Below are 12,461 nucleotides of genomic sequence, written 5' to 3'. Positions count from 1 at the left end.
CGTGTTTCGATGATCTGGCATCGGCGCCCCAACCGGGTCGCTGTTTGGCGCGATCGCGAGCAATTCGTCATTTACTATGGAAGCGAATAAATTCACTCAATACAAACCATCGGTTGAATTTCAACCCTGCTGCCCGATAGTCCATGTCTCAGTTCATCTCAGTCATGGATATTCTCATGCAAGTTCCGTCTGTCCCGAGGTCCCAGTTTGAAGGACGCGCCTGGTCCCGCGCAACATTCACGGGAAGAGCCGATGAGTATTTCGGTATCTGGATCGTCAATGTCATCCTGTCGATCCTGACCCTCGGCATTTATTCAGCCTGGGCCAAGGTACGCCGCAAGCGTTATTTCCTTGGAAATACGTATATTCTCGGAAGGCGGTTCGACTATCATGCGACCGGCCCCCAGATATTGAAGGGCCGATTGATCGTCTTCGGTGTGTTCGTCCTTTACAATATCGCGGCATCAATTGCGCCGCCATTGGCGGTCGTCATCGGCCTCGCGGTCATCGCGGCCGTGCCAATCCTCATCCTCCGTTCGCTGCGTTTCAATGCGCGCGTCACCAGCTATCGCAACATCCGCTTCGATTTTGTCGGAGAGAACGTGGGCGCCTACAAGGCCTTCATGCTCGGTCCGATCGTGTCGCTGGTCAGTCTCGGATTGCTTGCCCCTGTCGCCAGCCACTGGGCACAGACCTATATCGTCAACAATCTGCGCTACGGCGACAGAGCGTTCAGGACGACGCCTTCGCTCGGGCGCTTCTACGCTGCCTTCGTCCCGCCGCTCCTGATTGTTGTCGGCAGTGCCGTTCTGGCGTTCTTCCTGATCAACGCGAGCCGTATCCAGATCATATCTTCGAACGGCGAGTCCAGTTCCGTGCATGGGACGGCCGCCGTGGTGGCGGTCTACGGGTTCCTTCTCGCCTTCGTCCTCGCAGGCCTTCTTTTCCGTGTCGCCGTGCACAATATCGTATGGACTGCGATGACCTACGACGAAAAGCACGCCTTTCAGGCCGATATTCCGCAGCGGCGTTACGTCTGGGTCGCTCTCTCCAATCTGGTTGTCACACTCTGCACGCTCGGCCTCATGCGTCCATGGGCAGCCGTCCGCGAATCCAGGCTTGTAGCCAGCCATTGCGCAATCGCCCCGGACGGCGAAATCGACGATGTCATCGCGCAGGCCAAGCCGGCTGGCGCCGCGGTCGGATCGGAATTCGTCGCCCTGGAGGGAATCGATCTTGGCATCTGACGCGGCGGAGGGGGAAAGGCCCGAGGGCGACGACATCGCTCGGGGGGATTGGTATCCGGCCAACGCCAACAGATCCGTTCCCTCCGTCCTCAGGCGCGATGACGATTGCTTGCGGATCCTCGCAAGCGCCGACGATCGTCTGCTGGCCGTCGCCCTCCTCGATAGAATTGCCATTTCGGACCGCGTCGGCACCATCGCCAGGCACCTGCGCTTTCCGGACGAATCGCTGTTCGAAACCAGGGACAACGACGCCATCGACAGAATTCTGGCCGTGACCCGACCCAATCAGGGTCTCGTCCATGCATTCGAGGCGTTTCGGCCTCGCCTGCTCTTCGTCGCCGCAGCCGCCCTCCTGCTGATTGGCGCCGTCTATCGCCTTGCCCTGCCTTTGCTGGTGGAGGCTGCCATCGTGGTCACGCCACCGGCGGTGCCAGATATCATGTCGGCGACGACGATCGCCTCGCTTGACAGGACGGTCCTCGCCCCGTCCAGACTGCCCGAAGACCGGCGCACCGAAATCACGAGAGCCTTTTCCGCCCTTGCCGCTCATTCCGATGGAGAAGTGCAACGCTTCTCCCTGCTCTATCGCGACGGTGGCGTGATCGGCGCCAATGCTTTCGCCCTGCCGGACGGCAGCATCATCCTGACGGATCAACTCGTCGCCTTGGCGAATGGCGATGACGAGATGACACTCGGCGTGCTTGCCCATGAAATCGGCCATGTGGAGTTGAAGCACTCGTTGCGGCAGCTTTACAGGGCCGCGGGCACCTATGGCATGATCATGCTGATGGCCGGCGATGTGGGCTCCGGTGTCGAAGACCTGCTTTTCCAAGGCGGGGGGTTGATGGCCCTGTCCTACTCGCGACAGGCGGAAGCCGAGGCGGACCATCGCTCCGTCGAGTTGATGGCCGCTGCCGGAAAGGATCCCCGGGCGATCGGCCGCTTCTTTGCCTTGATCGCATCGCGATACGGCGACAAGGCAGGGACGAGCCTGCTTGGAACCCACCCCGGGACGGCGGACCGCCAAAGAGACATCGCCGAGTATGCTGCCTCCATTGCATCAAGGACTTCGCCTTGATGGAGGCGCGTTCTTGAATGCCCGGCGTCAGGCCAACGGCTGCTTCACGGCCCGAAGATCGACCAGCCCATCGTCTTTGCCAGCCGCTCCATCGCCTGCGACCCAAGCCGCGAGTTGCCGACCTTGTCGAGCCCCGGCGACCAGACGGCGATCGAGGCCTTGCCAGGCACGATCGCCATGATGCCGCCGCCAACGCCGCTCTTGCCCGGAAGGCCGACGCGGAAGGCAAATTCGCCCGATCCGTCATAGTGGCCGCAGGTCAGCATGATGGCGTTGATGCGCCGCGCGCGCTCGCTTGAAACCACCGAATGGCCGGCGGTCGGATGGCGGCCGCCATTGGCGAGAAACCTTGCGGCCATGGCGAGCTGCCGGCAGGTCATCGTCAGGGCGCAGTGGTGGAAATAGACACCAAGGACATGGTCGACCGCGTTGTCGATGACGCCGTGCGCGCGCATGAAATTGGCGAGCGCCGCGTTGCGGAAACCATTCTCGGTCTCCGAGCGCGCGACGGTCTGGTCGATCGTGATCGCCTCGTCGTCGGCAAGATGGCGGATGAAGCGCAGGATCTCACCCAGCGTTTCGCGCGGCTGGTGATGACCGAGCACCGCGTCGGTGACGGCGATGGCCCCCGCGTTGATGAAGGGGTTTCGCGGCACGCCGTTCTCATGCTCGAGCTGCACGATGGAGTTGAAGGCATTGCCGGACGGCTCGCGCCCAACCCGCTTCCACAGAGTGTCGCCGACAAGGCCGAGCGCCAGCGTCAGGGTGAAGACCTTGGAGACGCTCTGGATCGAGAACGGAACATCGGCATCGCCGCCGGCCACCACCTTGCCGTCATTGGTGACGACGCAGATGCCGAACTGGTTCGGATCGACGCGGGCAAGTTCCGGAATATAGCTTGCGACTGCGCCGCGGTCGGTGCGCTGTGCCATGTCCGCCGCGATTTCGGCGACGGCCTCTTCAAGTCTGGCGTGGTCTTCCAAGCGGCTTGCCCCCGTTCAGATCGTCCTTCCAGATCGTGACATGACGGGCCTTGAGAACAATTGCAAGTGTCGGTTTTGGCCCCTTCCGGACGCGGCACTAAAATGGCGCCCGAGCGCGGCACCGCACCAAGAAGACGCCGCCAAGAGCGGCCAGCGCGATCCGCCGATCGCATGCCGAAGGTCCCCGGATCGTCGCATTCTCGTGCTTTTCAGCGAAATCGACTCTCGCAAAGAGTTAAAATCGTGTAGGACAGGCGCTCCGAACGGTCCAACGGGGCCGATTGTCGGATCCGGTTCCGCAAACAGAAGAAGACCGCCGGCCAGTCTGCGTCATGGTTCGTATCGTCCTTGCCTCCAACAGCGCCGCCAGAGCCTCGCTGCTCACCCATGCCGGGCTCATTTTCGAGCGCCGGGCCGCAAGCGTTGACGAACGCGCGGTGGAATCGACGCTGGAAGGCACCGGCGCGGGCCCGGACGACATCGCGCAGGTGCTGGCCGACGTGAAGGCCCTCGATGTCAGCGGCGGAGATCCCGATGCGCTCGTCATCGGCGCAGACCAGACGTTGTCGCTCGACGGCAGGCGCTACAACAAGCCGGGCGACCTTGCCCGCGCCTATGACCAGCTGATGACCTTTTCCGGCCGGACCCATATCCTCAGCTCCGCCGTCTCCTGCGCTCGCGGCGGCGAAATCGTCTGGCGACATGTCAGCGAGGCGCGGATGTCGATACGCCGTCTCAGCCCCGCCTTCATCCGCCACTATCTGGAAATCGTCGGCGACCGCGCGCTCACGAGCGTCGGCGCCTATCAGCTCGAAGGCATGGGCATCCAGCTCTTCGAGGCCATCGACGGCGATTATTTCACCATCCTCGGCTTGCCACTGTTGCCTCTCCTGGGGTTTCTTCGGGAAGAAGGCGTGATCGACACATGACCAAGACCCATCCCCGCGCCGGCGTCATCGGCTGGCCCGTCGCGCACTCCCGATCGCCGATCATTCACCGCAGCTGGCTCGACGCCTATGGCATCGACGGCTCCTACGATCTCATTCCGGTTCCGCCGCAGGAGATCGCTTCCTTTCTGGCCAATTTCGCCGACAGCGGCTTCGTCGGCGCCAACGTGACCCTGCCGCACAAGGAAGCGGCCTTCGCGGCGGTCGGCGAGCGCTGCGACCCGGCGGCGCGGGCACTCGGGGCGGTCAACACGATCTGGCTGGAAGACGGCCTCCTCTACGGCGCCAACACCGATGTCACCGGCTTTCTCGCCAACCTCGACACCAGCGCGCCAGGCTGGGACAGGGATGCCGGGCCGGCGCTGGTGCTCGGCGCTGGCGGCGCAGCGCGGGCCATTGTCCACGGCCTTGCCTCACGCGGCTTTGCGCCGATCCACGTCGTCAACCGGACGGAAGAAAAGGCCGAGGCCGTCGCAGCGCAGTTTCCGGGCGTTGCCCGCGCCGCCGCGTGGTCCAACATTGCGCTCCTGGTGCCGACCGCGCGCATTATCGTCAACACGACCTCGCTCGGCATGAAAGGCCAGCCCGATCTCGTGATTGATCTGTCGCGGGCCCGGCCGGATGCAGTCGTCTCCGACACGGTCTACGTTCCGCTCGAAACGCCGCTGCTTCGGGAAGCCCGCCGCAACGGCCTTGTCGCCGTCGATGGGCTCGGCATGCTCCTGCACCAGGCCGTGCCCGGCTTTGCCCGGTGGTTCGGCGTCACGCCCAAGGTCACCCCGGAACTGCGCGACCTCATCCTGTCCGATCTCGGGGTCGCCGCGTGATCGTTCTCGGGCTGACCGGTTCGATCGGCATGGGAAAATCCACGACCGCGACCATGTTCCGTGAAGCTGGTGTGCCGGTGCATGACGCCGACGAAGCCGTTCACCGGCTCTATTCGGGGCCGCTGGCCGCTGACATCGAAGCCCTTTTTCCCGGCACGACCCGGGATGGCGTCGTCGACCGCAAGGCGCTCGGAGCCACCGTTCTCGGGGAGCCGGACCGGCTCAAGGCCCTGGAAGCGCTCGTGCATCCGGCTGTCAGAGCCGAGGAAAAGGCCTTTCTCGACGCAGCCCGCGCAAAGGGCGCGGAGGTCGTCGTCCTCGATATTCCCCTGCTCTTCGAGACCGGCCGGGACAAAGATGTCGACGCGATCGTCGTCGTTTCCGCGCCAGACTATATCCAGCGCGCGCGGGTTCTTGCCCGCCCCGAGATGACGGAAGAAAAATTCGCCGCGATCCTCGGCCGCCAGACGCCGGACAGCGAAAAGCGGGCACGGGCGGACTTCATCGTCGACAGCGGACAGGGCCTGGAGAAGGCCCGGGCCGATGTTGCCGCCATTCTTGCGGCTCTCGCGGCGAGGAACATGGGGAAAGGGCGGCGCTGAGCCGGCTGCATGATTGCGCCGCGCCATAGGGACTGCCAATCTCGCCCGGCTTCACCGACCTCCGACAAGATTGACCGGCATGGAACGCGAAATCGTCCTCGATACCGAAACGACGGGCCTCGATCCCCGCAACGGCGATCGCCTCGTGGAGATCGGCGGCGTCGAACTCGTCAACCGCTTTCCGACGGGCCGGACCTATCACGTCTACATCAACCCGGAACGGGACGTGCCGATCGAGGCCTTCAACGTCCACGGCCTTTCGGCCGAGTTCCTCGCCGACAAGCCCCGCTTCGACGACATCGCCGATGATTTCCGCGCCTTCATCGAGGGCGCGAAGCTTGTGATCCACAATGCCCAGTTCGACATGGGCTTCATCAACATGGAGCTGAAGCAGTCGGGCCGGTCTTCGGTGCCGCCGGAATTCGTGATCGACACGCTTGCCCTTGCCCGGCGCAAGCATCCGGGCTCGCCCGTCAGCCTCGATGCGCTCTGCTCGCGCTATGGCATCGACAATTCGCGCCGCACCAAGCACGGCGCCCTGCTCGACAGCGAGCTATTGGCCGAAGTCTATATCGAGCTTCTGGGCGGACGGCAGGCCGATCTCGGGCTGACCAGCGAGGCAGAGGCACGGGTGCGCGACCGGGCAGGCCTTCGCCTCGCCGCCCGCAAGCGGCCGGAACCGCTGATGCCGCGCCTGACCGCGGCGGAAATCGTCGCACACCAGGAATTCGTCGCCACGCTCGGCGAGAAGGCCATGTGGCACCAGTGGCTCGACGACAGCGAAACGGCCGGCGAAGCCTGAAGGCCGCCGGCCGATGCAAAATACCTTCGAACCAGGTTCAGCCGATCAGTTGACCGGCGTTTCCTGCTGCTGCTGGGCCTGCTGGGCCATGCGCTGCAGGTAGTTCTGGTAGAGCGCGACGAAATCGATCGGATCGATCATCAAAGGCATGAAGCCGCCGTTGCGCGTCGTCTCGGCAATGATCTGGCGCGCGAAGGGGAAGATCATCCGCGGGCATTCGATCATCACGAAGGCATGCAGGTGCTGCTCGGGCACGTTCTGAACCCGGAACACGCCGCCATAGGTGAGTTCAAGGGCGAAGACGACGTCGTCGTCGTGCTTGGCCATGGCCTCGAGCTTGAGGTCGACCTCGTATTCGCCCTCGGCGCGGGCCTTCGGCACCACATTGACGTTGACGTTGATCGAGGGCGCCTTGTCGCGCGGCACGAGGCTCATGGGCGCGCGCGGATTTTCAAAGGACAGGTCCTTGATATACTGGGCGACCACATTGAGGGAGGGCTGCGCGGTTGCGCTCGGCTGGCTGTTGTTGCCGGGCTCGACAGAGCTCATATCGGATCTCGTTCGCAAAAAGGGACGTCGGGAACGCGCAGCAGCCTTTGAGAACAAGGACCCCGCGCCAAGGTTCGTCTTGGGCTAGCACGCGGGCCCCTGCCCTATCAAGCCGCGATCCCCGTTGCGGCCGAGATGCGAGCGCATTCGGACCCAGTCAATCCTGCACGGTTCCGGGATATCCCGGCCGGCAACATCCAACCATCCCGCCGATAGACCGAGCGGCGCAAGAGGCCAGCGCAATGACCCAGCAGTTCACCCGTTCCCAACTCGTCGACCTTCTGGAGGACAAAGGCCGCGATCGTCGCTTCATCACGGCGATCGCCGGGCCTCCGGCCGCCGGAAAGTCGACAACGGCGGAATGGATCGTGCGCGAACTCAATGCACGCGAAGACGGGTCGGCCGCGCTCTTGCCGATGGACGGCTATCATTATGACGACTGGGTGCTGGTGCCGCGCGGGCTGCGTCCGCGCAAGGGCTCGCCCAACACCTTCGATGTCGGCGGTCTGAAGGCCATGCTCGGTCGCCTCAGGGAGAACCGCGAGGCGGAGATTGCCGTGCCACTGTTCGACCGTGCGGTGGAGATTGCCCGGGCGGGAGCGGCCGTCATTCCCGCCTCGGTGCGTCACATCGTCGTCGAGGGCAACTACCTGCTGCTGGACCAGAAGCCCTGGCCGGAACTGGCGGCCTCCTTCGACCTCACCGTCATGATCGAGGCTGACGAGGATCTCCTGCGGCAGCGCCTCACCGAGCGCTGGATCGGATTCGGGCTGACGGCGGAGGAGCGCAAGCACAAGATCGACGAGAATGACCTTCCGAACGCCCTGACCGTTCTTCGATCGAGCCGGCCAGCGGACATCGTCCTTGGCGCGGAGGACGCCTTGCCCGGGTCTGCCTGAACCTTCAGGTCGTCTGGTCCTCGCCGTAACGATGCTGGTTCAGGAGCGAAAGGATGGCGGTGGACGTTTCCTCGATCGAGCGGCGGGTAACGTCTATCACCGGCCACTTGTGCTCGACGAACAGGCTGCGCGCCTGCCCCACCTCCCTGGCGATGGTCGCGCGGTCGACATAGTTGCTTGGCTGCGAACCGGCGCCAAGGGCCAGCAGGCGGTTCTGGCGAATGTGGAGAATGCTTTCGGCACTGGCGATGAGGCCCACGACCAGCGGCCGTTTGGCATTGACGACCGCTTCGGGCACCGGAACCCCCGGGATCAGCGGCAAGTTGGCGACTTTGACGCCGCGGATCGCCAGATACATGCTGGTCGGTGTCTTCGACGTCCGGCTGATGCCGACGATCACGACATCGGCCTGCTCGATATCGTCCGGCAGTTGCCCGTCGTCGTGGGCCATCGTGAAATTCAGCGCGTCGATGCGATCGAAATAGCCGGAATCAAGGACATGTTGGGCCCCGACCTTGGAGGTTGCCGGCAGATTCAGGAACTTGTGGAAGGCATCGATGACGGAATCGAGCACGGAAACGGCCGGCAATCCGGTCTCGGCGCAGGCCTTTTCCAGGCGCTGCGACAGGTCCCTGTCGACGATCGTATAGAGAACGATGCCGGGCGAGGCCTCGATGTCCTCGATCACCCTTTCCAGATGGCGGGCGGTCCGCACCAGCGGGTAGACATGCTCGATGGCGACGATGTTCTCGTAGCGGGCCGAGACGGCGCGGCCGACCGTCAGGAGCGTTTCTCCGGTGGAATCCGAAATCAGGTGGAGATGGAAATAGGTCTTGGCCTGAGTCATCGATCCCTCGCTTGGCGTCGGCATATCCTGAGCCATCTCATGAGTGGTCTTTCAATTTTTTCATTTGTTTCAGAGACTTATTCCTGAAACTCGGCTGTTGTCCGCGTTGTTTTCCCCAGACTTGCTGAAATGGCTGACAACTCGGCCCGGAATCGCCGGAGCGTCCCGGGGCTGTCGATAACCCGAAAATCGGTCCACAGGTCCGGGCGATCTGGCTTTTTCCCGGCGCCGCTGTGGAAAGATGGTACGAGCGCGGCTTTTCTGACAGCCTTCCGGTGCTTTGCAGTCCCTATCCACAGGATCGGCTGCGATATGAATCGCATAACGACATGAAATTCATAAGGAATTTTTCTGTCCTCACGATTGGTCCCGACAGCCTTGCATTTGTGCCGCCATATCGCCGTGACGGGCCGGATCGGAATGGATTGTGAATCCATATCGATCCCTGATATCCACCCACCAAACAGAAACCAAAAAGAATCCTAATCATAAGATTCTTTGTTTTCATGACTGGGGGTAAGCGGCGATGACAGACAATGCGCCCAAGCGCAGGCTCATCCGTGTTCTCGACGGAGAGCGTCTGGAACGACCCCCTCTCTGGATGATGCGTCAGGCAGGACGGTACCTGCCCGAATATCGCGAGACCCGTGCCAAGGCGGGAAGCTTTCTCAATCTCTGCTACTCCCCGGATCTTGCCACGGAGGTCACACTCCAGCCGATCCGCCGCTTTGGCTTTGATGGGGCCATTCTCTTTTCGGATATTCTCGTCATCCCTGACGCACTGGGGCAACGGGTCCGTTTCGTCGAAGGAGAGGGACCGAGACTGGATCCGATCGATTTCGACAAGGTCGAAGACCTCGATCCGGAGATTGTCCTTGGCAAGCTTGAGCCTGTGCTGGAGGCCGTGTCACGCATCCGGCAGGCTCTTCCGGGCGAGACAACGCTTCTCGGCTTCTGTGGGGCTCCCTGGACGGTTGCGACCTATATGGTGGCGGGACGGGGCACCCCGGACCAGGGACCGGCCAGACGGGCCGCTCTCGGGCAAAGGAAGGCCTTCACGATCCTGATCGACCGTCTGGTCGAGGCTTCGATCCGTTACCTTGTCGCCCAGTTGAGGGCGGGGGCGGATGCCGTCCAGGTCTTTGACAGCTGGGCGGGGGCTCTCGACGAGGAAGGCTTCAGGGCCTTTGCGATGGAGCCAATGCGCCGGATCGTGGAGGGCGTGCGCCAGCAGGTGCCCGGTGCGCGCATCATCGGCTTTCCAAAAGGCGCCAATGCTTTCCTGCCGCTCTATGTCCGGGAGACGGGCGTCAATGCGGTCGGCCTCGACTGGTCGGTGCCGTTCGATTTTGCCCGCAACGAGGTTCAGAAGGCTGTCGCGATCCAGGGCAATCTCGACCCGATGCGGCTGATCGTCGGCGGAGATGCGCTGGACCGCGGCGTGGACATGGTGCTTGAGGCTTTTTCGGACGGGCCGTTCATCTTCAATCTCGGCCACGGCATCACGCCTGACGCCCCTGTCGAGAACGTGGAGCGAATGGTCCGGCGGGTTCGCGGAGAACCGGTCTGAGCGGGCTGTCACAGAGTTTTGAAGGCAATGAGCGGGACGCGATAGACGGGGCGACGGACGATGTATGACTGGCTGAAGGCTCTCCATATCATTTCCGTCATCGCCTGGATGGCCGGAACCTTTTATCTGCCGCGGCTGTTTGTCTATCATGCTGATGCCGTGGCCGGATCGGACAAGTCCGAGACCTTCAAGGTCATGGAACGCCGTCTTCTCAAGGCGATCATGACGCCGGCCATGATTTCAACTTGGGTTTTTGGTCTCTGGACGGCCTACGAAGGCGGTTTCTTTCTGTCGGGCTGGCTCCATGCCAAGCTTCTGCTTGTGGTCATCCTGTCCGGCTTCCATGGGCTGTGCGCGAAATGGGTCAAAGATTTCGCCAAGGATCAGAATAGGCATACCGCCCGGTTTTACCGGATGATCAACGAGGTGCCGACGCTTCTTCTGGTGGGCATCGTGCTTCTAGTGGTGTTGAAACCGTTTTGATCGCACCATCCGCAGAAATGCTGGTCTTGTGATTGGCGAGCAAAGCGACTATACGAATCGTGTCTCTGTTCATATGGACTGGGTCGCCGGGCGAAGCATGGCTGTTCGATCAAATCGAACGTGCCGTCCGATCTCCGGCGCCGACATTGGCAGGGCGGCGGACCTGATGACCCAGTCTGCGGTCCCGAAAGCTCCGCCCAAGCACTCTCCTGTTCCGGCTCACTTCCGATAGATTTAGGGGTGAAGCCGTCTCCAACCTTCTATCTGATCGCCTGCCCACAAGCCTGCGATTGCGAATTTTCACACTGAGCGAGCGAACGATTTATGCCGGAGATGAAACTCCAGGATCTGAAATCCAAGACGCCGACCGAACTGCTGACGGTCGCGGAGGAACTGGAGGTCGAGAACGCCTCCACCATGCGCAAACAGGAACTGATGTTTGCCATCCTGAAGCAGCTGGCCGCCCAGGACGTCGACATCATCGGCGAAGGCGTTGTCGAAGTGCTGCAGGACGGCTTCGGATTCCTGCGCTCTCCGGATGCCAACTATCTTCCGGGTCCGGACGACATCTACGTGTCGCCCTCCCAGATCCGGCGGTTTTCGCTGCGCACGGGTGACACGGTCGAGGGCCAGATCCGCAGCCCGAAGGAAGGCGAACGCTACTTCGCGCTCCTCAAGGTCAACACCGTCAATTTCGAGGATCCGGACAAGGCCCGCCACAAGGTCCACTTCGACAACCTGACGCCGCTCTATCCGGACGAGCGCTTCCGGATGGAGGTCGAGGGAACGACGCCGAAGGACCTGTCGGCGCGGATCATCGATCTGGTCGCACCGCTCGGCAAGGGCCAGCGCGCGCTGATCGTCGCGCCGCCGCGGACCGGCAAGACGGTGCTGCTTCAGAACATCGCCCATTCGATCACGACCAACCATCCGGAATGCTATCTGATCGTTCTCCTGATCGACGAGCGTCCGGAAGAAGTCACCGACATGCAGCGTTCGGTGAAGGGCGAGGTTGTCTCCTCGACCTTTGACGAGCCGGCCGCCCGCCACGTCCAGGTCGCCGAAATGGTGATCGAGAAGGCCAAGCGCCTCGTCGAGCATGGACGCGATGTCGTCATCCTGCTCGATTCGATCACCCGTCTCGGCCGCGCCTACAACACCGTCGTGCCGTCCTCCGGCAAGGTGCTGACCGGCGGTGTCGACGCCAATGCCCTGCAGCGCCCGAAGCGTTTCTTCGGCGCGGCCCGTAACATCGAGGAAGGCGGATCGCTGACGATCATCGCGACCGCGCTGATCGACACCGGCAGCCGCATGGACGAAGTGATCTTCGAAGAGTTCAAGGGCACCGGCAACTCGGAAATCATCCTCGACCGGAAGATCTCCGACAAGCGCGTCTTCCCGGCGATCGATATCCAGCGCTCCGGTACCCGCAAGGAGGACCTTCTGGTGCCTCCGGACAAGCTCAAGAAGACCTTCGTTCTGCGGCGTATCCTCAATCCCATGGGGACGACCGACGCGGTGGAATTTTTGCTCGACAAGCTGCGGCAGACGAGAAGCAACAGCGACTTCTTCGATTCCATGAATACCTGATCGACACGATCGGACGGATCATCGATTCGGATTCAAA

13 protein-coding genes are annotated in these 12,461 nt (G+C 62.4%); 10 read left to right on the top strand and 3 right to left on the bottom strand.

The window, feature by feature from the left end; all coding sequences use genetic code 11:
• The first annotated feature begins 176 nt into the window (after window positions 1-176).
• The gene (locus HDIA_RS23415) at window positions 177-1,247 is read left to right on the top strand and encodes a YjgN family protein (protein WP_099559121.1); all 1,071 of its coding nucleotides are present in this window, start codon (window positions 177-179) and stop codon (window positions 1,245-1,247) included.
• Complete coding sequence (locus HDIA_RS23410; RefSeq protein WP_245884054.1) at window positions 1,237-2,325, top strand: M48 family metallopeptidase; 1,089 nt, start codon at window positions 1,237-1,239, stop codon at window positions 2,323-2,325. The genes HDIA_RS23415 and HDIA_RS23410 overlap by 11 nt, the downstream gene beginning before the upstream one ends.
• 44 nt (window positions 2,326-2,369) lie before the next feature.
• On the opposite strand, the gene HDIA_RS23405 is transcribed toward HDIA_RS23410, so the two are convergent.
• Entirely contained in the window at window positions 2,370-3,308 is a 939-nt protein-coding gene (locus HDIA_RS23405; protein ID WP_281259970.1) for a glutaminase, read from the bottom strand.
• A gap of 332 nt (window positions 3,309-3,640) precedes the next feature.
• Between HDIA_RS23405 and HDIA_RS23400 the strand changes: the two genes are divergently transcribed.
• From HDIA_RS23400 to dnaQ, 4 genes are all read left to right on the top strand, one after another.
• Window positions 3,641-4,237 (top strand): Maf-like protein, encoded by a 597-nt coding sequence (locus HDIA_RS23400; protein WP_099558418.1) that lies wholly within the window; start codon window positions 3,641-3,643, stop codon window positions 4,235-4,237.
• On the top strand, window positions 4,234-5,082 hold the full coding sequence (locus tag HDIA_RS23395) for a shikimate dehydrogenase (protein ID WP_099558416.1): 849 nt from the start codon (window positions 4,234-4,236) through the stop codon (window positions 5,080-5,082). Before HDIA_RS23400 ends, HDIA_RS23395 begins: the two co-directional genes overlap by 4 nt.
• Window positions 5,079-5,684, top strand: a complete 606-nt coding sequence (gene coaE, locus HDIA_RS23390) for a dephospho-CoA kinase (RefSeq protein WP_099558414.1) — start codon at window positions 5,079-5,081, stop codon at window positions 5,682-5,684. The genes HDIA_RS23395 and coaE overlap by 4 nt, the downstream gene beginning before the upstream one ends.
• 79 nt (window positions 5,685-5,763) lie before the next feature.
• Complete coding sequence (gene dnaQ, locus HDIA_RS23385) at window positions 5,764-6,486, top strand: DNA polymerase III subunit epsilon (protein WP_099558413.1); 723 nt, start codon at window positions 5,764-5,766, stop codon at window positions 6,484-6,486.
• A 45-nt stretch (window positions 6,487-6,531) separates the two neighbouring features.
• Here the strand turns inward: dnaQ and secB are convergent, their stop codons facing one another.
• Window positions 6,532-7,035, bottom strand: coding sequence for a protein-export chaperone SecB (secB, locus tag HDIA_RS23380; RefSeq protein ID WP_099558412.1), 504 nt, complete (start codon window positions 7,033-7,035; stop codon window positions 6,532-6,534).
• 242 nt (window positions 7,036-7,277) lie between these two features.
• Between secB and HDIA_RS23375 the strand changes: the two genes are divergently transcribed.
• Window positions 7,278-7,934: a nucleoside/nucleotide kinase family protein gene (locus HDIA_RS23375; protein WP_099558411.1), complete on the top strand. Its 657-nt coding sequence runs from the start codon at window positions 7,278-7,280 to the stop codon at window positions 7,932-7,934.
• 4 nt (window positions 7,935-7,938) lie between these two features.
• Here HDIA_RS23375 and HDIA_RS23370 read toward each other — a convergent pair whose 3' ends face one another.
• Complete coding sequence (locus tag HDIA_RS23370) at window positions 7,939-8,781, bottom strand: pyruvate, water dikinase regulatory protein (protein ID WP_099559119.1); 843 nt, start codon at window positions 8,779-8,781, stop codon at window positions 7,939-7,941.
• Between the two features lie 526 nt (window positions 8,782-9,307).
• Here HDIA_RS23370 and hemE point away from each other — a divergent pair.
• The 3 genes from hemE to rho all read left to right on the top strand — a co-directional run bounded on the left by hemE (window position 9,308) and on the right by rho (window position 12,424).
• Window positions 9,308-10,351, top strand: coding sequence for a uroporphyrinogen decarboxylase (gene hemE / locus HDIA_RS23365; protein WP_099558410.1), 1,044 nt, complete (start codon window positions 9,308-9,310; stop codon window positions 10,349-10,351).
• A 60-nt stretch (window positions 10,352-10,411) separates the two neighbouring features.
• Window positions 10,412-10,834: a protoporphyrinogen oxidase HemJ gene (hemJ, locus tag HDIA_RS23360; protein WP_099558409.1), complete on the top strand. Its 423-nt coding sequence runs from the start codon at window positions 10,412-10,414 to the stop codon at window positions 10,832-10,834.
• Window positions 10,835-11,158: 324 nt separating this feature from the next.
• Entirely contained in the window at window positions 11,159-12,424 is a 1,266-nt protein-coding gene (rho, locus tag HDIA_RS23355; RefSeq protein WP_099558408.1) for a transcription termination factor Rho, read from the top strand.
• Window positions 12,425-12,461 lie beyond the last annotated feature (37 nt).

Origin of the sequence: Hartmannibacter diazotrophicus, from assembly GCF_900231165.1 — a bacterium.
In the GTDB taxonomy this organism is placed as follows: Bacteria; Pseudomonadota; Alphaproteobacteria; order Rhizobiales; family Pleomorphomonadaceae; genus Hartmannibacter; species Hartmannibacter diazotrophicus.
The sequence above is the reverse complement of the archived record's forward strand: the minus strand, read 5'-3'. Positions and strand labels throughout refer to the sequence as shown.